Source organism: Stenotrophomonas indicatrix, from assembly GCF_050573115.1.
GTDB classification, from domain to species: Bacteria; Pseudomonadota; Gammaproteobacteria; order Xanthomonadales; family Xanthomonadaceae; genus Stenotrophomonas; species Stenotrophomonas lactitubi_A.
This window is the reverse complement of the sequence record NZ_JBNYZT010000001.1, coordinates 981,195-1,004,205: the sequence shown is the minus strand read 5'-3', so window position 1 is coordinate 1,004,205 and position 23,011 is coordinate 981,195. Positions and strand designations below refer to the sequence as shown.

Genomic DNA, 23,011 nt, shown 5'->3' with positions numbered 1-23,011 from the left:
GCTCAGCTGCCGCGCGGGCCGCTGCGACGCGGGCCACCCGGGCCACGGTTGCCGCCGGGGCCACCCGGGCCGCGGTTGCCACCCGGGCCGCCGGGACCACGGTTGCCACCGGGACCACCCGGGCCACGATTGCCACCGGGGCCGCCCGGACCACGGTTGCCGCCCGGACGTGCATTTGCATTGCCACCCGGACGACCGTTGCCGGCCGGACGCGAGGTGCCGTACGGACTGAAGCCCGGGTTGGCGTGGTCGGAGGGGAAGCTCGGGGCATTGCCCGGATGGCCGTACGGGTGCTTGTTGCCCTGGCCCTGCGAGCGGTTGCCCGCACCGGCCGGACGACCCTGGCCGCCGGCGCCACCGGCGCCACCGCGTCCTTCACCACCGTAGCCACCACGACCTTCACCGCCGTAGCCGCCGCGACCCTGGCCGCCACCGGCGCCTGCGCCTGGGCCCTTCGGCTTGCCGTACGGACGGCCCTGGCCGCCTGCACCTGCACCTGCGCCCGGACCACGGGCACCCGGGCCACGTGCGCCCGGACCCGCGTTGCGGTGGCCGCTCGGGCCGGTGCTGACGCCATCAGGCACGTACCATGTACGGAATGCGGCCGGGTTGCCTTCCGGCAGCGAGCGGTCGTTCTTCGGCGCGCGCTGCTTGAACGGGCGCTGCGACTGCTTGGCTGCGGCTTCACCGCTGACCGTCAGACCGCCCTTGAAGCCGCCGCCACCCTTGCCGCCGCGACCGCGGCCGCGGTCTTCGCGCACATTGTCGAAGCGACGCAGTTCACGCCCTTCATCGGCGGTGCTGTGACCGTTGACGTAGGCATTGCCGCGGCCACCCTCACGCACGCGCACGGTGGTCTTGGCGGCGCGACGCTGGCCGATCACCGGCTGCAGGGTCAGGGCCGACGGTGCGCCTTCTTCCAGCTTCAGTTCGGCGCGCAGCGCTTCGACCTGGCTGCCCGGCAGTTCGACCGACTGGCCGCGAGCCAGTTCGCGCGGCAGGCTGACCTTGCCGTAGCGGGTGCGCTTGAGGCGGCTGACCTGGCAGCCCTGCGATTCCCACAGGCGGCGCACTTCGCGATTGCGGCCTTCCTTCACCACGACGCGGAACCAGTCGTGCGAATCGGTGCCGCCGATGCGTTCGATCTCATCGAACTTGGCCGGACCATCTTCCAGCGCGACGCCACGGGTGAGGCGGTCGACGACGGCATCAGGCACCTTGTCCTCGCCTTCCGGGGCGCGCACGCGTACCACGTACTCGCGCTCGACCTCGAACGAGGGGTGCATCATGGCGTTGGCCAGCTCACCGTCGGTGGTCGCCAGCAGCAGGCCGGTGGTGTTGATGTCGAGGCGGCCGACGGCGATCCAGCGGGCGCCCTTCAGCGCCGGCAGGGATTCGAACACGGTCGGGCGACCTTCGGGGTCTTCGCGGGTGGTCACTTCGCCTTCCGGCTTGTTGTAGACCAGCACGCGCGAGGGTTCGGCCAGCGCGGTGGCGACGAAGCCGCGACCGTCGAGCTCGATCTTGTCGCCGCTCTTGACCGACATGCCGGTCTGCGCGACTTCACCATTGACCTTGACCAGGCCTTCGGCAATGCGCTGTTCCAGCGCACGACGCGAGCCGAGGCCGGCCTGGGCCAGGACCTTGTGCAGGCGTTCTTCCAGCTTGAACTGTTCGGACGTGGCTTCGCGCTTGAGCGAAAGCTTGTTCAACGAGGGCTTGCGGGGGGTGTCACTCATCAGTTTTGCTCCGGCCGACGGTTTCGAGGTCGGCCTCTGGTTCGGAATCGGCTTGGTCAACAGCCACGGTCGTCTTCGCGACGGCGTTGTCTTCGCGTTCGTTCACTGTCACCGCGCGCTCGCCCGGCGCGGAATCGGGGTGCCCATCATCGGAGGGCGAAGGTGCTTGCTCATCGTCGGCCGCCGCAGGAAGTGCGTCGGCAGAATCGGGGGTGTCGCCAGCGGTGGTGCTGGTGTCGTCATTTGCAGCGGCGTCCGGGTCGGCGCTCACGTCCGGGCCGTCGGCGCTGGCGGCGAGGGGGGCGTCGCGATCCAGCGCGAGCTGCGGTTCCAGGTCGCCCAGGTCCTTCAGCTCGGAAAGGGGCGGCAGTTCGTCCAGGCGTTTCAGCCCGAAGTAGTCCAGGAAGCCCTTGGTGGTGCCGAACAGCGCGGGCTTGCCGGGCACGTCACGGTGGCCGACCACGCGGATCCACTCGCGCTCTTCCAGTGCCTGGATGATGTTACTGCTGACCGCCACGCCGCGCACCTGCTCGATCTCGCCGCGGGTGATCGGTTGCCGGTAGGCGATCAGTGCCAGCGTTTCCAGGGTGGCGCGGGTATAGCGGGTCTTGCGTTCGGTCCACAGCCGGCTGATCCAGCCATGCACTTCGGCGGTCACCTGGTAGCGGAAGCCGGAGGCCACCTCCACCAGTTCCACGCCACGGTCCTGGCAGCTCTCGCGCAGCCGTTCCAGCGCACGTTCGATGCTGCCCGGCGGTGCCGGCTCATCTTCCGGGAACAGGTCCTTCAGCTGGGCCAGGGTGAGCGGCTGGCTGGAGGCCAGCAGCGCACCTTCGACAATGCGGTTGATCAGCGTTTGATCCATCGGCAGTCAGCGCTCACTCGTTTTCATTGGCGGCGTCGTTGTCGTCGAATTCGCTGCTGAACTGCAGCGGGGCATTGGTATTGCCGGCGGCCAGGGACTTTACGTAGATCGGCGCCAGCGGTTCTTCCTGCACGAGGTCCAGCAGCTGTTCCTTGGCCAGTTCCAGCACGGCCAGGAACGTGACCAGCACGCCCAGCTTGCCCTCTTCGGCGGTGAACAGGTTTTCAAAACGATAGAACTTGCCGTCTTCAAGTCGCCCCAGCACTTCGCCCATGCGCTGCCGGACACTCAGCGCCTCGCGCTTGATCGCGTGGCCGGTGAACAGCTCGGCGCGCTTGAGCACGTCGTGCAGGGCCATCAGCATTTCCTTCAGGTCCACCGGCGGCGGCAGCTTCACTGCGGCGCGCTCGGGCATGAAGGCATGCGCCACGCTGGTGTCACGGTCCTGCCGGGGCAGGGCGTCGATGTCCTCGGCAGCCTGCTTGAAACGTTCGTACTCCTGCAGCCGTCGCACCAGCTCCGCACGCGGATCGGCTTCCTCGCCCTCCACGCTGGGGGGGCGGGGCAGCAGCATGCGCGACTTCACTTCCGCCAGGATCGCCGCCATCACCAGGTACTCGGCGGCAAGCTCGAAGCGCAGCTCGCGCATCACGGTGATGTATTCCACGTACTGCCGGGTGATCTCGGCCACGGGGATGTCCAGCACGTCCAGGTTCTGCCGGCGGATCAGGTACAGCAACAGGTCCAGCGGGCCTTCGAAAGCATCCAGGATGACTTCCAGCGCATCCGGCGGGATGTACAGGTCCTGCGGAATCTGCAGGACCGGTTGCCCATGCACCACGGCCAGCGGCATTTCCTGCTGCTGGGGGGCGGGCGGCCGGGTTGGCGTGTTCGCGTCAAGCGCGAGTTCGGAAGTCATCTAATGGAGATCAGGATTGCAACGGACCAGTCGCGGTAGCTGGCACACCGGGCAACTGCCACGGACCGCCAGGACACCAGGCGCGCCTGTCTCGGCGCGGTTCCACACATCAAACAACAGGACGCTCCGCAGGACACGGCAGCGACAGGACTACGGGGAGGTCGTCTACGGGGCCCGGTCGGGTGGACCGGTTCGAAGCAGCGGGTCGGTCGTCGGGGGCTGCGTTGGCCGCAAAAACCGACGGGCTGCTGCATCCAGCCACGTGCAATGGTCCCTAGGGTAAGCCTTTGCTGCGCCAGTGTCCAGCCGAGGCCGGGCAGGGGGCTGGATTGGCTAGAATCGGTTCACCAGCAACGCAAGCGAGGAAATGCCGGTGTGGTATGTGATTGAAGGATATGACGGCCAGGATGTACTGGCCCAGCGGCTGCAGGCGCGGCCCGAGCACCTGGCGCGGCTGACCGCGTTGCGCGATGAAGGCCGCCTGCTGCTGGCGGGCCCGTGTCCGGCGATCGATAGCGAAGACCCCGGCCCGGCAGGGTTCAGTGGCTCAGTGGTGATAGCCGGCTTCGATTCGTTGCAGCAGGCCCAGGCCTGGGCCGATGCCGATCCCTATGTCGCCGCAGGCGTCTACGTGCGGGTGCAGGTGCGTCCGTTCCGCAAGGTGCTGCCGTGAACGGGAAACGGATCGAGCAGATTCGTGATGCGCTGCAACAAGCGCTGGCCCCCAGCATGCTTGAGGTCGAAGACGACAGCCATCGCCATGCAGGCCACGCCGGAGCACGCGATGGTCGCGGCCATTTCAACGTGCACGTGGTCAGCGAACGCTTCGCGGGAATGGCACCGCTGGCCCGTCATCGCGCCGTCTACGCGGCCTTGGGCACGCTGATGGAAACCGACATCCACGCGTTGTCCATCCGCGCACACACCCCGTCAGAACAGGGCTGAGCGCCTGTCCCGAGCTGTCCTGGCGGGTCCACCATGGGCCTGTCAAGGACAGATTTCTGTGTCTGTTTAGGGACATTCGCCTAACGGACTGTTTACAAGCGCAGATGGAAACGCTTACATTCCGCGCCATTGCTGGTAGATCCAAGCCGTGGAGGGCGGCTTCGTGAACAAAGCAGCCATAACAATCAAAGACGTCGCCCGTGAAGCCAAGGTCTCTGTGGCCACCGTTTCGCGCGCGCTCAACGGGCATGAAAATGTCGCCGAACCGGTCCGCCAGCTTGTGCTGGAGGTGGCCGCACGGCTGCGTTACACCCCGCATGCCGCCGCCCGCAGCCTGAGCAGCCGCCGCACCAATACGGTGGGCGTGGTGCTTCCAGACCTGTACGGCGAATTCTTCTCCGAACTGATGCGCGGCATCGACAACGTCGCCCGCAGCCGGCGCCAGCACCTGCTGGTGTCGAGCTATCACGGCGACCAGGAGCAGCAGGGTGCTGCCCTGCGTGCCATGCGCGGCCGGGTCGACGGTCTGCTGGTGCTCTCGCCCTATGCGGAGAGCCCGGGGTTCCTGACCGACAACCTGCCGCAGGCGTTGCCGACGGTACTCATCAACACCTACCTGCCTGGGCAGGACCATCCGGTGTTGAGCATCGATGACCATGCAGGGGCGATGGCGATGACCCGCCACCTGCTCGACGTAGGCCATCGGCGCATTGCATTCATTTCTGGCCCGGACCTCAACTTCGACGCGCGTGAGCGCCTGCGCGGCTTCCGTGATGCGCTGGCGGCTTTTGGTGGTGGCGCGGAGGGGATCGAGTTGCCCGGTGATTTCGACGAAGCTTCCGGCCATCGCGCCGGTCAGGAGTTGCTGGCAGCCGGCACGCTGCCCGATGCCGTATTCGCCGCCAACGACATGATGGCCCTCGGCTGCCTGTATGCCTTCGCGCAGGCAGGTGTCCATGTGCCATCCGATGTCGCTCTGGCCGGTTTCGATGACATTCCGCTTGCGCGTTTCGTCCACCCGTCGCTGACCACCATGCAGGTCAGCATCGCCGAACTGGGCGATCGGGCGATGTCGCGCTTGTTGCAGTTGATGGACGGCACCTCCACGGAAGGGACAGGGGACAAACAGACCCTGGTCCCGAGCCTTATTGTTCGCGATTCCACCACTCCGCCATCCGGCCATTGAAGCCAGAGGCGTTCCTTCTTTTTTGATTGATCGCAGGTGCCGCGCAAGCGGTCACCGCCACCCGGAGATTGAGTTGATGATGCATTCCACGATCCGCACGCCGGCGCGCCGGCTGCTGAGCACCGCCCTGGTCAGCTGCCTGATGCTGGCCGCTGCTCCCAACGTCATGGCGCAGTCGGCCAACGCCAGCCTGCGTGGCCAGGTGTCCGGCGCGCAGGCCGGTGCTGAAGTCACCGCCACCAACGTCGCCACCGGCACCGTGCGTCGCGGCACCGTGCGCGCCGACGGCAGCTACTCGCTGATGGGCCTGGACCCGGGCACCTACAACGTTGTTGCCAATGGCCAGACCCAGAAGGTCACCGTCACCGTCGCCTCGACCTCGACGCTCAACTTCGCTGGCGCTGCCGCCGGTGGCACCGGGACGACCGCCGCCACCAACCTGGACACCGTCAACGTTGTTGCGCCGACCCTGTTGCAGGAAGTGCGTACCTCCGAAGTCGGCAAGACCGTCAGCCTGCAGCAGATCCAGACCACCCCGCAGGTGTCGCGCAACTTCCTGGAGTTCGCCGACGCGGTGCCGGGCCTGATCTTCACCCGTGATGCCAAGGGCAACACCTCGCTGCGCGGCGGCGCCACCAATGCCGACGGTACCAACGTCTACATCGACGGCGTGGGCCAGAAGAGCTACGTCAAGGGCGGCGGCGTGGCCGGTCAGTCCGGCAGCGCCGGCAACCCGTTCCCGCAGCTGGCCATCGGCGAATACAAGGTCATCAGCGGCAACTACAAGGCCGAGTACGGCCAGGTGTCGAGCGCTGCAGTGACCGCTGCCACCAAGTCCGGTACCAATGAATTCAAGGGTGAGGCGTTCTACCGCTACACCGACGAGGACATGCGCGCCAAGACCCCGGCCGAGCGTCAGGGCGGCAAGGACAAGATGGTCTCGGCCGAGAAGGAATACGGCTTCGCGCTGGGTGGCCCGATCATCCAGGACAAGGCGCACTTCTTCGTGACCTATGAAGCCAAGCGCTTCGACCTGCCGGTCACCATCGCGCCGGACGGCGCGGTCACCGGTGCTGCCGGCCTGCTGCCGGCCGTAGGCGCCGCCGGCCTTGGCCCGGCCAGCCAGCCGTTCCAGCAGGATCTGATCTTCGGCAAGATCGACTTCGAGCCGACCGACAACGACCGCATCGAGCTGACCTTCCAGGACCGCGACGAAACCCAGTCGCAGTTCAGTGGCCAGACCGCGCCGGAAGCCGGCCGTGAAGTGGTCAACACCGACCGTCGTTACGCCCTGCGCTGGAACCACAGCGGCGAGCGTTACTACAACGAAATGATGGTCACCCATGAAGATTCGTTCAACAACCCGACGCCGCTGACCCTGGCCAACGGCATCACCTACACCGCGCCGGACGGCACCGAAGACCGCACCGTGGTGAAGATCGGTGGTGCATCGGCACTGGATTCGCAGGTGAAGGGCCAGAAGGGCTGGTCGATCGAAGACAACCTGACCCTGGACGGCATCCAGTGGGCCGGCGACCACACCATCAAGATGGGCGTGAAGTACAAGCAGATCGACCTGTACGCATCCGATGCGGCGCAGATCAACCCGACCTTCACCTACAGCCTGGGCGATCCGGACTTCCCGGATTCCATTCCGTACAAGGCGCAGTTCGTCAAGCCGGTGACCGGCGTGTCGGGCGTGTCCGGCGAAGTGCGTTCGAAGTCCAAGCAGTACGGCGTGTTCATCCAGGATGACTGGCAGGTCAACGACCACCTGCAGCTGAACATCGGTCTGCGTTGGGATTACGAGAAGACCCCGTCCTACCTGGACTTCGTGACCCCGCAGCAGGTGGTCGACGCGATCTACTCGCAGGACCCGCGCGGCCCCGCCGGCCAGACCTACGCCGATTCGCTGGCGCTGGGCGGTCTGGACATCAGCGACTACATCAGCAACGGCCACAACCGCAAGGCGTTCAAGGATGCCTGGCAGCCGCGCCTGGGCTTCTCGTATGACATCAACGCCGACGAGCAGCACGTGATTCACGGTGGTGCCGGCCGTTCCTACGACCGCGACCTGTTCGACAACCTGCAGCTGGAAACCACCAAGCTGGCCCTGCCGCAGCCGACCATCTACTTCCGCAACCCGGCCACCGGCACCTGCATCAACGGCCAGGCCGCCTGCTATGACTGGAACCCGAACCTGCTCAACGGTATCGGCAACCTGCAGTCGCTGGTCGGTTCGACCAGCAATGCGGGCCTGGAAGTCGATCTGCTGAACAACAAGCTGAAGGCTCCGTACTCGGATCAGTTCAGCCTGGGCATGAGCAACCAGATCGGCGACTGGCTGACCGACGCCACCATCGCCCGCACGCTGAGCTACGACGGCTTCGCCTTCACCCTGGGCAACCGCTACCCGACCGGCCAGTTCTTCGATGACCCGCGCCTGTGCGGCGGCACCGACCCGGGCCTGAGCCAGGCCTGGAGCTGCAACGTGCCGGGCTTCGGCAGCCTGATCATCGGCCAGCAGGGCATCAAGACCCGCGCTACCCAGATCCTGCTGTCGGCGCAGAAGCCGTTCACCCAGGAAAGCGGCTGGGGCACCTCGATCGCCTACACCTGGACGACCGCGCGCCACAACCGCGACATCAACGAGAAGTACGCCTTTGACCGCGGCCTGATCGGCGATTACCCGACCATCCGTTCCAACGGCGCGCCGCGCCACCGTCTGGTGGTCACCGGTTCGTACGCGGGCTTCTGGGGCATCACCTTCGGCGGCAAGATCACCCTGGCCACCCCGACCGCCGTCAACGACTGGTACCCGGTGCCGCAGGCCAGTGGCTACAACCTGCCGACACCGCAGGCGGCTGTGCCCAACGCCAATGGCAAGTTCCTGCTGGGTGGCAAGATCTTCGGCTACCGTTCGGTCGATCTGCAGGCGACGAAGACGTTCAAGATGCCGGGCGATACCGAGCTGTACGCGCGTATCGACATCATCAACGTGTTCAACTTCGACAACTTCTCCACCTACAACTACGTCAAGACCAACGGCAAGCTGCAGGCCAGCTACAACGAGACCGGCGAGATCATTGGTACGCCGCGTCAGGTCAAGGCCGAAGTGGGCTTCCGCTTCTGATCACAGGCAGTTGATGCAACATGGTGCCGCCGGTTCGCCGGCGGCACCGGCAATGGCCGGCCCCCGGGCCGGTCCATTGCCCACGCCATTGCCAGGCAGGGGGCAATGGCGTGGGCAATGACCGCGGTGTCATCGACCACGTTTACGTGGTTTTTTAAGGCCGCACTTTGTAAACGATTTCAGGTCATTGGACGTTATGCTCTTTCATCGATCAGCCCACCGGAGGAACCGCGCCATGCAGGCACGCCACCTGATGACCGCCGCTGCGATGACCCTGGCCATCGCCGCCTGCAAACCGGCCCAGCAGGAGCCTGCCAAGCCGCGCCCGCCGGTGATCCTGATCGAGGCGGACGTACCGCCACGGCCGATGAAGCCCGAGCTGCCGCCGCTGTTCGATGACCTCGAGCGCCGCACCTTCCAGTTCTTCTGGGATACCACCAACGAGATCAACGGCCTCACCCCGGACCGTTATCCGTCGCGGCCGTTTGCCAGCATCGCCTCGGTCGGCTTCGCCCTGACCGCGTATCCGATCGGCATCGAGAATGGCTGGGTCAGCCGCAACCAGGCGATCGACCGCACCCTGACCACCCTGAAGTTCTTCCGCGACGTGCCGATGGGCCCGCAGCGCACCGGCAAGGCCGGTTACAAGGGTTTCTACTACCACTTCCTGGACATGCAGCAGGGCCGCCGCTACGACAGCTGGGTTGAGCTGTCCTCGGTGGACACCGCGCTGCTGATGATGGGCGTGCTGTTCGCCCAGTCGTACTACGACGGCGACGATCCTCGCGAAAAGGAAATCCGGCAGATCGCCGACACCCTGTACAAGCAGGTCGACTGGCCGTGGCTGCAGCAGCGTGCGCCGCTGATCTCGATGGGCTGGTTCCCCGAGAACGGCTTCATCGACCATGACTGGATGGGCTACAACGAGGCGATGATGGTCTACATCCTCGCCCTGGGTTCGCCCAGTCATCCGGTCAGTCCGGACGCGTGGACGGTGTGGACGCGGACCTACGATAACGACTGGGGCGTCTACCAGGGCCAGGAATACCTGTCCTTCGGCCCGCTGTTCGGCCACCAGTACAGCCACGTCTGGATCGATTTCCGCGACATCCAGGATGCCTACATGCGCGAGCGTGGCAGCACCTACTTCCTCAACAGCCGTTCGGCCGCGCTGGCCCAGCGTGAGTACGCCATCGCCAATCCGATGAACTGGAAGGAGTACGGCGAGAACGTGTGGGGCCTGACCGCCAGTGATGGTCCGCAGAACACCACGCAGGAATACCGCGGCGAGCAGCGCCAGTTCCGCCATTACTCTTCGCGCGGCGCAGGCCTGCGCGAGAATTTCGATGACGGCACGATCGCGCCAACCGCCGCGATCTCCTCGGTCGTGTTCGCCCCCGAGGAAGTGATCCCGGCCACGCTGGAGATGCACAAGCGCTACGGCGACTACATCTACTCCAGCTATGGCTTCCTGGATTCGTTCAATCCCAGCTTCAACTACGACATCCCGATCAAGACCGGACGCGTGGTGCCTGATCGTGGCTGGGTCGCCAGCGACTACATCGCCATCGATCAGGGCCCGATCCTGACCATGATCGCCAATTACCGCAACGACTTCGTCTGGGATGTGATGAAGAAGAACCCGTACATCCGCAAAGGCCTGGAACGGGCGGGCTTCAGTGGTGGCTGGCTGGCGCCGGAAGGTTCCTTCCAGCCGCTGGAGCTGCAGAAGGATGAGAAGGCCGCGGCGGCACGTGCGGTCGGTATCGCCGAATCACGTGCGGCCGCCGCGCAGGAACAGAAAAACAATGCCAACCGCAACACCGGCCAAGGGAAGTAACAAGGTGCACGACTGGAAACACCGCCTGCGACGCTGGGCATTGCCTGCACTGGCCGCGCTGGTCATGGCCGGCTGTGCCCGCCAGGAGCAGGGCACCACCACCGTGCGTTTCTGGGCGATGGGCCGAGAGGCCGAAGTGGTCAGCGAGCTGATCCACGAATTCGAAGCGGAGAACCCCGGCATCAAGGTCGATGTGCAGAACATCCCGTGGACGGCCGCGCACGAGAAGCTGCTGACCGCATTCGCTGCCGATGGTCTGCCCGACGTGTGCCAGCTCGGCAACACCTGGGTGCCCGAATTCGCTGAACTCAACGCGCTGACGCCGCTGCAGCCGTTCGTGCAGCGCTCGACCGTGGTCGATCCGAAGGACTACTTCCAGGGCATCTGGGATACCAACGTGATCCATGGCGAGCTGGTCGGTGTGCCGTGGTACGTCGATACCCGCCTGATCTATTACCGCAAGGATCTGCTGGCCAAGGCCGGTTTCGACCACCCGCCGCGTACCTGGGCGGAATGGAACGAGCAGATGGCCGCGATCAAGCGCATGCAGGGCCCGAACCGCTATGCGGTGCTGATGCCGATCAACGAGTTCGAGCAGCAGCTGTCGCTGGCGCTGCAGCAGCCGGACCCGCTGCTGCGCGACGAGGATACCCGTGGCAATTTCTCCAGCCCGGGTTTCCGCCGCACGCTGGGGTTCTACGCCAACATGTTCGAGCAGGGCTGGGCGCCGAAGATGTCCGAGACGCAGATCTCCAACGTCTGGGATGAATTCTTCCGCGGCTTCAACGTGTTCTATATCTCCGGCCCCTGGAACATCCGCGAGTTCAAGAAGCTGCAGCCGAAGGAACTGGAAGGGCAGTGGGGCACCGCCGCGCTGCCGGGTCCGGATGGTCCGGGCGCGGGCATCGCCGGCGGCACCAGCCTGGTGATCTTCCGCAAGTCGCAGCAGAAGGAGGCGTCCTGGAAGCTGATCGAGTTCCTGTCGCGGCCGGAGATCCAGGCGCGCTTCCACGCGATCATCGGCGACCTGCCGCCGCGCCGCAGCACGTGGAACGCGCCGTCGCTGGCCAACGATCCGCTTGCCGCCGCGTTCCGCGACCAGCTGGAGCGGGTCAAGCCGACCCCGAAGGTGCTCGAATGGGAGCGCATCGTGCAGGAAATGCGCATCGTCACCGAACAGGTGGTGCGCGGTGGCCTGCCGCAGGACAAGGCCGTGGCCGAACTGGACCAGCGCGTGGACAAGGTGCTGGCCAAGCGTCGCTGGATGCATGAACAACAACGCCTGCAGCGCAGCGCACCCGCCCCGGGTTCGACCAGTGCAGTAGCGGCCGGGAGCCCGCAATGAAACGTTCTTCCCTTGCCGGCTGGATCTTCGCCGGCCCCTCGCTGATCGTGCTCGGTGTGTTCTTTGGCCTGCCGGTGGCCTCGGCGCTGGCGCTGAGCGTGACCGACTTCGACCTGTATGCACTGGCTGACAGCAGCAACCTGCGCTTCGTGGGTCTTGGCAACTACATCGACCTGCTGCAGACACCGATGTTCTGGAAGTCGCTGTGGAACACCACGTACTTCGTGGTGATCGGCGTGCCATTGTCGATCGGCGTGTCACTGGGCGCGGCGATGCTGCTCAACGCCCCGGCCGCACGCTTCAAGGCGCTGTTCCGCACGGCGCTGTTCGCCCCCGTGGTGACCACGCTGGTGGCAGTGGCGGTGATCTGGCGCTACCTGTTCCACACCAGCTACGGGCTGGTGAACTACGGCCTGGGCCACCTGGGCATCAGCCCGATCGACTGGCTGGGCGACCCCAACTGGGCCATGCCGACCATCATGCTGTTCGCGGTGTGGAAGAACTTCGGCTACAACATGGTGATCTTCCTGGCCGGTCTGCAGGCGATCCCGCATGATCTGTACGAGGCCGCGCGCATCGATGGCGCCTCGCGCTGGAAGCAGTTCCTGCACATCACCCTGCCGATGCTCGGCCCGGTGCTGCTGGTGGTCGGGGTGATCACTGTCTCGGGCTACTTCCAGCTGTTCGCAGAGCCTTACGTGATGACCCGCGGCGACCCACTGCAGAGCACCGTCAGCGTGCTGTATTTCATGTTCGAGGAAGGCTTCAAGTGGTGGAACCTGGGACGCGCTTCGGCTGTGGCGTTCCTGCTGTTCCTGATCATCCTGGCGGTGACCACCGTGATGCTGCGCTTTGGCCGCAAGAGGCAGTTGGTATGAGTCGTGAAATCGGCCAGTCACGCTGGCACCCGTGGATGATCAACGGCGCGCTGCTGGTGCTGGCGCTGGTCAGCCTGGCACCGTTGCTGTGGATGCTGTCGGTCTCGTTCATGCCGCAGGGTGAGGCGACTCATTTCCCGCCGCCACTGCTGCCGTCCAGCATCACCACGCACAACTACACGGAGCTGTTCGCGCGTACCGGCATGGGCGGCAACTTCGCCAACAGCCTGCTGGTGTCGCTGGCGATCACCCTTGGCTCGCTGCTGCTCAACACGATGGCCGGCTACGCCTTCGCCAAGCTCAACTTCGCCGGTCGTGAGCGCCTGTTCCAGGTGCTGATGGCGGCGCTGGTGATCCCGGCACAGGTGGCGATGCTGCCGCTGTTCCTGCTGATGAAGCAGCTGGGCCTGGTCAACAGTTTCGGCGGCGTGATCGTGCCGGCGCTGGCCAGCGTGTTCGGCATCTTCCTGGTGCGTCAGTACGCCCGCTCGATTCCCGATGAGCTGCTGGAAGCGGCGCGCATCGACGGGGCAGGGGAGCTGCGGATCTTCTTCCAGATCGTGCTGCCGATGCTGAAGCCGGTGCTGGTGACGCTGGCGATCTTCACCTTCATGGGCGCCTGGAACGATTTCATGTGGCCTCTGATCGTGTTGACCGACCAGGAGCACTACACTTTGCCAGTGGCGCTGGCCACCCTCTCGCGCGAACACATCATGGACGTGGAAATGATGATGGCCGGCGCAGTGGTCACCGTGGTTCCGGTGCTGGCGCTGTTCCTGGTGCTGCAGCGGTACTACATCCAAGGATTGTTGCTGGGGAGCGTGAAGGGATGAAGCGTGCGATCGCCGTTGGACTGGGCCTGTTGTGGTCTTCCCTGGCGATCGCCGCACCACCGGCGCTGCCCGCGCCGAAGGTGCTGGATGATTTCGACGACATCAGCGCATGGAAGCTGGCGTTGTCCGACCAGGTCAGCGGCTCGCTGCGGCCGGTCAGTGGTGCCGGCGGTGGCCGCGCGCTGTGCCTGGACTACGACTTCCATGAGGTCTCCGGCTATGTCGGCATCCGTCGCCCGCTGAACATCGAGTACCCGGCCAATTACCGCTTCGGCTTCCAGCTGCGTGGTGATTCACCGGCCAATGATCTGCAGTTCAAGCTGATCGACGCCAGCGGCGACAACGTGTGGTGGGTCAACCGCCCCGGCTATGCCTTCCCCAAGGCGTGGACGCCGGTGGAGTACCGCCGCCGGCAGATCGACAAGGCGTGGGGGCCATCGCCAGAGAAGGACATGACGCGCAGTGCGTCGATGGAATTCACGATCTACAGCAAGGTCGGTGGTCGTGGCACCGTGTGCTTCGACAAGCTGACCCTGCAGGGCCTGCCCGCGCAGGATGATTCGGCGCTGCGGCCCTCGGTGATCGCCGATACCGCAACCGCGCTGCAGGACCGGATGATCGACGGCAAGTCCGATACCTTCTGGATCAGTGGCGGGGTCAAGCAGCAGACCATCAGTCTGGACCTGCACAAGAGCCGCGAGATCGGTGGTGCGGTGATCGACTGGCTGCCCAGCCTGGAAGCGAATCGTTACACGGTGCGCACCTCCGAGGACGGTCGTGACTGGCGTACCGTGCGCGAAGTGACCGCCGGTGCCGGAGGCCGCGACTGGCTGGCACTGCCCGACACCGATGCGCGCTATGTGCGTTTCGACCTGCAGGGTGGGCCGAACTGGCGCTACGGCATCCGTGACATCACCCTGAAGCCGCTCGCGTTCGCCGCGACCCCCAATGCCTTCCTGTCATCGGTGGCGGCCGACCTGCCGCGTGGCAGCTTGCCGCGTGCCTACGTTGGCGAGCAGCCGTACTGGACCCTGCTTGGCCTGGACGGTGGCCAGGAACAGGCGTTGATCAGTGAGGACGGCGCACTGGAGCCGGCCAAGGGCAGCTTCAGCATCGAGCCGTTCATCCGCCTCGACGGCAAGCTGCTGGATTGGGCCGACGTTGCCATCACCCAGTCGCTGCAGGATCGCTACCTGCCGATCGCCACGGTCGACTGGGTGCACGAGAAGGCCGGCCTGTCGGTGACCAGCTTCGTGCAGGGCACGCCCGAACGCGCGCAGCTGATCGGGCGCTACCGGTTGAGCAACCCGGACAAGGTCGCGCACGAGTACACCCTGGCACTGGCGATCCGCCCGTGGCAGGTCAATCCGCCCACCCAGTTCCTCAACACGGTGGGCGGCTTCAGCCGCATCGACAGCCTGGACGTGGGCGAGCAGCTGGTGCGCATCAATGGCGAACCACGGCTGTATCCCCTGCAGGTACCAGATGGGCGCTTTGCCAGCAGCTTCGACGGCAAGCTGGATGCGATGCACCTGGCCAACGGCAAGCTGCCCGGCACCACCGCAGTGAAGGACCCGACCGGCATGGCGTCCGGTGCGCTGCTGTACACGATCAAGCTCGAACCCGGGCAGAGCCGCGAGGTCGCGATCGTGCTGCCACAGACGGGCAGCTGGGCCCCGCAGGCGCTGGACGTGGGCAAGGCGCAGCAGCAGGTCGCGGCAATGTGGCGCGACAAGCTGGGTGCAGTGACCCTGCAGGTGCCGGCTGCCGGCCAGCCGCTGGTGGAAACCCTGCGCACCGCAGTGGCGCACATGCTGATCTCGCGTGTCGGCCCGCGCCTGCAGCCGGGCACGCGCTCCTATGCACGCAGCTGGATCCGCGATGGCGCGATGATCTCCGAAGGCCTGCTGCGGATGGGCCGCAGCGATGCCGTGCGCGACTACGTGACCTGGTATGCGCCTTACCAGTTTGAAAACGGCAAGGTGCCGTGCTGCGTCGATGCGCGTGGCAGTGATCCGGTGCCGGAGAACGACAGCCACGGCGAGCTGATCTACAACATCGCCGAGTACGGACGTTACACCGGCGACACCGCCTTCCTCGAGCAGATGTGGCCACATGTGCTCGGCGCCTACAGTTACATGGAACAACTGCGCGGCAGCGAGCGCACCGAAGAGAACCGCGCACGCAATCCGGCCTTCTACGGGATGATGCCGGCCTCGATCAGCCACGAGGGTTACTCGGCCAAGCCGATGCACTCGTATTGGGACAACTTCTGGGCGCTGCGTGGTTACAAGGACGCCGCGCAACTGGCGGCGCAGCTGGGCAAGGTCGAAGCGATGCAGATCAGCGAATCGCGCGACCAGTTCCGTGATGACCTGCAGGCCTCGTTGTTGGCGGCCATGCAGCAGCATCGCATCGACTACCTGCCGGGCTCGGCCGAGCTGGGTGATTTCGACGCTACCTCCACCACGATCGCGTTGGCACCGGGTGGCGAGCAGGGGCGGTTGCCGCAGGAGGCGCTGGACGCGACCTTCCAGCGCTACTGGAATGAATTCGTCGCGCGCCGCGATGGCAAGCGCGAATGGAAGGACTACACGCCGTACGAATGGCGCAACGTCGCCGCGTTCGTGCGCCTGGGGTGGCGCGATCGCGCCTGGCAGGCCACCGAGTTCTTCTTCAAGGATCGTGCCCCGCAGGCCTGGAACCAGTGGGCCGAGGTGGTCTCGCGTACGCCGCGCAAGCCGTTCTTCGTAGGCGACCTGCCGCATGCGTGGGTCGCATCGGACTTCGTCCGTTCGGCGCTGGACATGTTCGGCTACAACCGTGACGCAGACGAGGCGCTGGTGCTTGCCGCGGGTATCCCGGTGTCGTGGCTCCAGGGCAACGGCATCGCCGTGCAGGGACTGCGCACCCCGCAGGGGCAGCTCAACTATCGCCTGCAGCGCAGCGACAAGCAGCTGGTGCTGGACGTGCAGCCCGGCCTGGTACCGCCGGCCGGCGGCGTGGTGCTGCCATGGCCGTATGCGGGTGAGCCGGGCCAGGCGACGGTCAACGGCGAGGCGGTGGAATGGATCAACAACGAGCTGCATGTGCACCAGTTGCCGGCACGGGTCGAGATCGATGTGCCGAGCGCGGTGCGCCGCGCCGAACGCAAAGGGCAGTAACCATGCGTCAACCGATCAGAATCCGCCGCCGTCTCGGCGCGTTGGGGCTGGCGATCGCGCTGGCCCTGCCCGGGCTGGCGCCCGCTGCTGTGCCGGTCGCCGCGGCCGACACGGCAACGATCAGCGAACCCGGCATGAGCATGGTGACGTTCAACCTGCACCATGACCGGGAGGATTGGCCCAGCCGCCGTCGCACGATCGTGGCCGAGCTCAAGCGCCTGCAGCCCGATGCCATCGCGCTGCAGGAAGTGATCCAGAAGCGCAACGTGCGCAACCAGGCGCAGTGGTTGGCCAGCCAGCTTGGTTACCGCTACGTGTTCGTGTCCACCGATCCGGTGGGAGCGCCCAAGCGGTATGGCAATGCGCTGCTGACCCGGCGCCCGATCCTGGCCCGTGGCGAGCACCTGCTGCTGCCGCTGGATGACTACCGCACCGTGGCCCATCTGCGCATCGACGTGGACGGCAAGCCGGTCAATGTCTATGCCACCCACCTCAACGAGCGCAGTGACGACACCGGCCAGCGCATCCGCCGCAGCCAGGTCGAAGATCTGCTGCGTTTCATTGCCGGCAGTTCTGCGGGTGCGCCGGTGGTGATTGCCGGCGACTTCAATGCGCTGGTCGATGCCGGCGATCTGAGCGAGCTGCGCAGTCACTACGGCGACAGCTACGGCAGCGTGCACGTCAACACTGACCTGGCCGGTGTCAGTACGCTCAACCGTCATTACTACCAGGCGCCGTCGCGGATCGACCACATCTTCTTCCAGCAGGACCAGATGGTCGCGCGCGAAGCGAAGATCCTGTTCGACCAGCCGGATGACGGCGGCCGTTGGGCGTCGGATCACTACGGGGTATGGACCCGGCTACAGTTCGCCCCGGCGAACTGACGCACGCGTTGGTAGATGCCAACCTTGGTGGGCACACGTGCCGCCGCGTGCATGAAACCAACGCCGCCAACCCCGGTTTGCACCGAAGCGGTGCCCGAGGGCGGCGGCGTGCGGCCAATCAACGACGACGATTTCAACGCACCGCTCGTGCCCTGGTAGATGCCAACCTTGGTTGGCACAGGCGCTGCCGCGTGCATGAAACCAACGCCGTCAACCCAGGTTGACCTCTACCAGAGCGTGCCCTCTTGTTAGCAGGGGACAATGGGCGCCAGACGCACAAAAAAACGGCGGGGATCATCGATCCCCGCCGTTTCGTCTTACGCGATCAAAGAACGATCAGTTCGCTGGCGGTGTGCGCTTGGCGGCTTCTTCGTCTTCTTCCGAAGCCTGCGCGTCGGCAGCCTGTGCGGCAGCGTCGGCATGGCCATCGGCAATCGGGTCGACCGATGCCGGCACGACCGGATCGGCCACCGGTGCAGCGGCTTCCACCGGTGCGGCTTCGACAGCCACCGGGGTTACCGGCTGCTCGACGACCGGTGCGGCTTCAACCGCGGCCTTCGGTTCGACTACCGGAGCAGCTTCCACCACCGGCGCAACGTCGGCCACGACCGGCTTCGGCTCGGCCACCGGAGCGGCTGCGACCACCGCAGTCGGTTCAGTGACCGCAGCGGCTTCGGCCACCACGGTCGATTCAGCGACCGGGACTGCTTCGATCACGGCAGCGGTCTCGACCACCGGCGGCTTCACCTCGATCACCGGCGCCGCTTCAGGCGCCGGCTGTACCGGCGTCGCTGCATCGATGGCATCCAGCATGCTGGTCTGCACCGGCGACGGGGTCGGTTCGACCTTGGCGACGACTTCCACCGGAGCCGGGGTCTGCACCGTGGTTGCCACCGGAGCGGCTGCTTCGACCACGGCGCTGCTCACGGCAGCGACCGGGGCAACCGCGGCGGCTACCGCAACCGGTGCACGTGCCGGCCTGCCGGCATCAGCGGCGGCCGGCTCGACTTCGTCATCGAAGTCGAATTCCGGCTGCGAACGCGACGGGTGCGCGGCGGCAACCGGGGCGTCCACCGAAGCCTGGGCGCTGTGCTCGACGGAATCGCCGTCGTTGTCGTCGCCCTCGGCATCATCGCCGTCGTCCAGGTCATCACCCAGCACGTCACCGCCTGCGGCGTTCTCGGCACCACCACGACGACGACGACGGCCACCACGACGACCACGGCGGCGGCGGGTTGCGCCTTCGCCGGCCTGATCGCCTGCGGCATCCGTCGCAGCATCTTCGGCAGCTCCGGTCGCAACCACGACCTCGACGTCGGTCGCAGCGGCGGTATCCACGGCTGCGACAGTGTCGATCACGTTTTCGTTGACGACGGCGGGCGCCGGTGCCTTCTCTTCCTGCACCGCGACCGTGGCCGCAACTGCGGTCGTGGTAGCCACGGCGGCGGCTGCGGTCACGACATCGACCGGAGCTTCGGCTGCGGCACGCTGCGGCTTCTCGGCCGGCTTGTCACCGTCCTGCGGGCGCGGCTGCCTCGGCTGCTTCAGCTTCGGCTGCTGCTGGCCCTGGCCCTGTTCGTTGCGCGGCTTGTTCTGCTGGGGCTGCTGCTGGGCATCCTTCGGCTTGCCCTGCTGCTGCGGCTGCTGCTGCGGGGCATTGCCATTGCCATTGGCCTGGCTGCCGCCGTTGCCGCCGTTGCGGCCATCCTTGCGCTGCTCACCACGGTCCTTGCGGTTGCCGCCGTCCTTCTGCTGCTGCGCATTGCCATTGCCGCCGTTGCCGCGGCTGTCTTCGCGGCGGTCCTTGCGGTCCTTGTTGCGATCCTTGTTGCGGTCACGGCGGCCGCCATCCTGCTGCTGGCGCGCGGTCGGAGCCGGGGCCGGTGCAGGAGCGGGCTCGCCACCAAAAATGCGCTTCAGCCAACCAACGACGCCACCGCTGGCGGCGGCAGCCGGAGCCACTGCGGCCACCGGCGCGGGTGCCGGCGCTGCGGTCGGTTCCACTTCCTCCCGCACCGGGGCGGGGGAGTTGTGCTTGACCTGGGTCACCATCGGCGGCGGGATGTTCAGCTGGCCCTTGGTCAGTGCGTGCACCGGCAGCTTGCGCGGGGTGCCGCGCTGGTAGCTCGGCTTACCGCTTTCCTCGCCCAGTTCGTTGTCGCGCAGGCGGGTGACGGTGTAATGCGGGGTGTGCAGCTGCTCGTCGGCGACGATCACGATCGGCGTCTCGTGGCGCTGTTCGATCTCGCGCAACGCGCTGCGCTTTTCATTGAGCAGGTAATTGGCGATCTCCACCGGGGCCTGTACCAGCACCTGCCCGGTGTTTTCCTTCATCGCATGCTCTTCAGCGACGCGGATGATCGACAACGACAGCGACTCGACGCTGCGCATGCGGCCATGGCCGTCGCAACGCGGGCAGACGATCTGGCTGGATTCGCCCAGGCTCGGGCGCAGGCGCTGGCGGCTCATTTCCAGCAGGCCGAAGCGCGAGATGCGGCCGACCTGCACGCGTGCACGGTCGTACTTCAGCGCGTGCGCCAAGCGGTTCTCGACCTCACGCTGGTGCTTGTTGGACGCCATGTCGATGAAATCGATGACCACCAGGCCGCCGAGATCGCGCAGGCGCAGCTGGCGGGCCACTTCTTCGGCCGCTTCCAGGTTGGTCTGGAACGCGGTGTCCTCGATGTCGCTGCCCTTGGTGGCGCGCGAGGAGTTGACGTCGACGGCAGTCAGCGCTTCGGTCTGGTCGACCACGATCGAGCCGCCCGACGGCAGGCGCACGTTGCGCTCGTAGGCGCCTTCGATCTGCGATTCGATCTGGAAGCGGTTGAACAGCGGGATGTCGTCCTTGTAATGCTTGAGCTTGCGCAGGGTCTGCGGCATCACCTGCTGCATGAACTCCTTGGCGTGCTCGTACATCTCCTCGGTGTCCACCAGGATCTCGCCGATGTCGGCGCGCAGGTAGTCACGCAGGGCGCGCACGATCAGGCGCGATTCCTGATAGATCAGGAACGGGGCCGGCTTGCTCAGCGCGGCTTCGGCGATGGCGCGCCAGACGTTCAGCAGGTAATCCAGATCCCACTGCAGCTCTTCCGCATCGCGGCCGACGCCAGCGGTACGGATGATGACGCCCATTTCGTCGGGGATGTTCAGCTTGTCCAGGGCGTCCTTCAGGGCCGCCCGGTCTTCACCCTCGATGCGACGGGAAACACCGCCGGCGCTGGGTGAATTCGGCATCAGCACCATGTAACGGCCGGCCAGGGAGATGAACGTGGTCAGGGCAGCGCCCTTGTTGCCACGTTCTTCCTTGTCCACCTGGACCACGATTTCCTGGCCTTCCCTCAGCAGCTCGCGGATGCCGGCCTTGTTGTGGTCGACGCCGGCCTGGAAGTAATCGCGGGAGATTTCCTTCAGCGGCAGGAAGCCGTGGCGGCCGCCACCGTATTCAACGAAGGCCGCTTCCAGCGAGGGCTCGATGCGGAAGATCCGGCCCTTGTAGATGTTGGACTTCTTCTGTTCCTTGGACGGCTGCTCGATGTCGATGTCATACAACGACTGGCCATCCACGATGGCAACACGCAGCTCTTCAGCCTGCGTGGCGTTGATCAGCATTCGCTTCATTGTTGCGTTCCTCGCAAGCGGCTACCGCGCGGAACGCCATGGAGTTTCGCCTCTGGACACGGCTCGCCGCCCATTCGCGCAAGCGCGGGGAGGGCGGCTTGGGTTTCCAGCGCTACGACACCACGGCAGGCCGCGGGAGCGCTTCAATTTTCTGGTTTTGGGTGTTGCAGGGCCGGAGGCAGCTGTCAGCCAGGCTGGAGCGCCGCACGGGACATGTTCAGCGCGACTGCGTGTCAGGCAATCGGCGATGGCCGGGAACGCCGGTGAGCCGCTAACATGGCCGCCCCGCGGGCGGTGGTCGCGCACTGTGCCGGATTCGTCGGAAGCGGGGCTTCTGGCCCTGAGTAACTTCCAACGAAATCAATCCCTTATCTCGCCCCCCGAGTGTAACAGAATAAACAGGCTGATGACTGCACAAGACCCTACCAAGCCGGCCGGCGACAAGCCTTCCGTGCGCATGATCACCGTTCCGGCCGACCGTGCCGGCCAGCGCCTGGACAATTTCCTGCTCGGCCAGCTCAAGGGTGCCCCGCGCAGCCTGGTCTACAAGCTGGTCCGCAGCGGGCAGGTACGCGTCAATGGCGGCCGCGCCAAGGCCGAGCGCAAGCTGGAGGCCGGCGACGAAGTGCGGATACCGCCCGTCCGTCTCAGTGAAGAAGGAGACAAGGCAGGACCTCCGGAGGCGTTCATGCGTCGGCTGGAGCAGGCCATCGTCTTCGAAGACGCCCGCCTGCTGGCGCTGAACAAACCGACCGGCGTCGCCAGCCATGGCGGCAGCGGCATCAGCTTCGGTGCCATCGAGACCCTGCGCGCCCTGCGCCCCGGGCAGACCCTGGAGCTGGTTCATCGGCTGGATCGCGATACCTCGGGCCTGCTGATCGTGGCCAAGAAGCGTTCGGCGCTGAGCGAGCTGCAGGCGCTGCTGCGTGAAGACCACGGCTCCGGCATCCGCAAGCGCTACCTGACCCTGCTTGCCGGGCGCATGCCGGACGGTGTGATGACGGTCGATGCGCCGTTGCACGTGGGCCTGCGCCAGGGCGGCGAGCGTCATGTGCAGGTCAATGCGATCGGCAAGGAATCCATCAGCCATTTCCGGGTGCTGGAGCGCAAGGGTGGCCATTCCTACTGCGAGGTGCGCATCGAAACCGGCCGCACCCACCAGATCCGCGTGCATGCCCAGCATCTGGGGCACCCTGTGGCCGGTGATGACAAATACGGCGATCCTGCAGTCAACAAGCGGCTTCGTGAGCAGATCGGGCTGAAGCGCCTGTTCCTGCATGCGGCGTCGCTGGAGTTCGCACTGGACGCGGGCAAGAGCCCGTATGTGCTGAACGCGCCGCTGGCGGATGAGCTGGTCGAGGCGCTGGACAGACTCCGCTAACGGCAGTTCGGCGGCGCCGGGCGCTTGGTCGGTGCCGTCGTTCCCCTGCGATGAGTGGGCTTGTCACTTTCTTTGCTCGTGCAAAGAAAGTAACCAAAGAAACACGCCGCCATCCGCGAGCCGGCGCTGCGCGCCGGTACCCTGTGCTCCTCGCTCCGCCGAGGGGCGGCGCGGAACTCGCTGCGCTCAGACACCCGCGCCTCTTCGCCCTCGCCGGACCTGCGGTGCTCGGCTCGCTACAAGGCGGACCCGACAGCCGCAGCGTAGACCCATGGCCG

Annotated in this window: 15 protein-coding genes; 11 read left to right on the top strand and 4 right to left on the bottom strand. The window is 65.9% G+C overall.

Going from position 1 to position 23,011, the window contains the following annotated elements; translation table 11 throughout:
- Positions 1–2: 2 nt before the first annotated feature.
- From ACQ5SA_RS04500 to ACQ5SA_RS04490, 3 genes are read right to left on the bottom strand one after another with little or no spacing between them, the layout of a single operon-like run.
- The gene (locus ACQ5SA_RS04500) at positions 3–1,739 is read right to left on the bottom strand and encodes a pseudouridine synthase (protein ID WP_108265426.1); all 1,737 of its coding nucleotides are present in this window, start codon (positions 1,737–1,739) and stop codon (positions 3–5) included.
- Entirely contained in the window at positions 1,732–2,604 is an 873-nt protein-coding gene (gene scpB, locus ACQ5SA_RS04495; RefSeq protein ID WP_499312894.1) for an SMC-Scp complex subunit ScpB, read from the bottom strand. The genes ACQ5SA_RS04500 and scpB overlap by 8 nt, the downstream gene beginning before the upstream one ends.
- A gap of 13 nt (positions 2,605–2,617) precedes the next feature.
- Positions 2,618–3,523: a segregation and condensation protein A gene (locus tag ACQ5SA_RS04490; RefSeq protein ID WP_108265428.1), complete on the bottom strand. Its 906-nt coding sequence runs from the start codon at positions 3,521–3,523 to the stop codon at positions 2,618–2,620.
- 373 nt (positions 3,524–3,896) lie between these two features.
- Here ACQ5SA_RS04490 and ACQ5SA_RS04485 point away from each other — a divergent pair, with 373 nt between their 5' ends.
- The 10 genes from ACQ5SA_RS04485 to ACQ5SA_RS04440 all read left to right on the top strand — a co-directional run bounded on the left by ACQ5SA_RS04485 (position 3,897) and on the right by ACQ5SA_RS04440 (position 17,731).
- Entirely contained in the window at positions 3,897–4,196 is a 300-nt protein-coding gene (locus ACQ5SA_RS04485; protein WP_025876500.1) for a YciI family protein, read from the top strand.
- Entirely contained in the window at positions 4,193–4,468 is a 276-nt protein-coding gene (locus tag ACQ5SA_RS04480; protein WP_499312892.1) for a BolA family protein, read from the top strand. The genes ACQ5SA_RS04485 and ACQ5SA_RS04480 overlap by 4 nt, the downstream gene beginning before the upstream one ends.
- Positions 4,469–4,616: 148 nt before the next feature.
- Complete coding sequence (locus ACQ5SA_RS04475; protein ID WP_499312891.1) at positions 4,617–5,654, top strand: LacI family DNA-binding transcriptional regulator; 1,038 nt, start codon at positions 4,617–4,619, stop codon at positions 5,652–5,654.
- Positions 5,655–5,730: 76 nt separating this feature from the next.
- Entirely contained in the window at positions 5,731–8,787 is a 3,057-nt protein-coding gene (locus tag ACQ5SA_RS04470) for a TonB-dependent receptor (protein WP_230110916.1), read from the top strand.
- Positions 8,788–9,022: 235 nt separating this feature from the next.
- Positions 9,023–10,627 (top strand): glucoamylase family protein, encoded by a 1,605-nt coding sequence (locus tag ACQ5SA_RS04465; protein WP_230110915.1) that lies wholly within the window; start codon positions 9,023–9,025, stop codon positions 10,625–10,627.
- 64 nt (positions 10,628–10,691) lie between these two features.
- Entirely contained in the window at positions 10,692–11,972 is a 1,281-nt protein-coding gene (locus ACQ5SA_RS04460; protein ID WP_499313334.1) for a sugar ABC transporter substrate-binding protein, read from the top strand.
- Positions 11,969–12,850, top strand: coding sequence for a carbohydrate ABC transporter permease (locus ACQ5SA_RS04455; RefSeq protein ID WP_089236186.1), 882 nt, complete (start codon positions 11,969–11,971; stop codon positions 12,848–12,850). The genes ACQ5SA_RS04460 and ACQ5SA_RS04455 overlap by 4 nt, the downstream gene beginning before the upstream one ends.
- Positions 12,847–13,683: a carbohydrate ABC transporter permease gene (locus ACQ5SA_RS04450; RefSeq protein ID WP_099821167.1), complete on the top strand. Its 837-nt coding sequence runs from the start codon at positions 12,847–12,849 to the stop codon at positions 13,681–13,683. The genes ACQ5SA_RS04455 and ACQ5SA_RS04450 overlap by 4 nt, the downstream gene beginning before the upstream one ends.
- Positions 13,680–16,847, top strand: a complete 3,168-nt coding sequence (locus ACQ5SA_RS04445) for a discoidin domain-containing protein (RefSeq protein WP_499312889.1) — start codon at positions 13,680–13,682, stop codon at positions 16,845–16,847. Before ACQ5SA_RS04450 ends, ACQ5SA_RS04445 begins: the two co-directional genes overlap by 4 nt.
- Before the next feature lie 2 nt (positions 16,848–16,849).
- Positions 16,850–17,731 carry an endonuclease/exonuclease/phosphatase family protein gene (locus ACQ5SA_RS04440; protein ID WP_499312888.1) on the top strand — a complete coding sequence of 294 codons (882 nt, stop codon included), beginning with the start codon at positions 16,850–16,852 and terminating at the stop codon, positions 17,729–17,731.
- A gap of 336 nt (positions 17,732–18,067) precedes the next feature.
- On the opposite strand, the gene ACQ5SA_RS04435 is transcribed toward ACQ5SA_RS04440, so the two are convergent.
- Complete coding sequence (locus ACQ5SA_RS04435) at positions 18,068–21,352, bottom strand: Rne/Rng family ribonuclease (RefSeq protein ID WP_499312886.1); 3,285 nt, start codon at positions 21,350–21,352, stop codon at positions 18,068–18,070.
- Between the two features lie 406 nt (positions 21,353–21,758).
- On the opposite strand from ACQ5SA_RS04435, the gene ACQ5SA_RS04430 reads away from it, so the two are divergent.
- Entirely contained in the window at positions 21,759–22,733 is a 975-nt protein-coding gene (locus ACQ5SA_RS04430; protein WP_499312885.1) for an RluA family pseudouridine synthase, read from the top strand.
- The last annotated feature ends 278 nt before the right edge of the window (positions 22,734–23,011 follow it).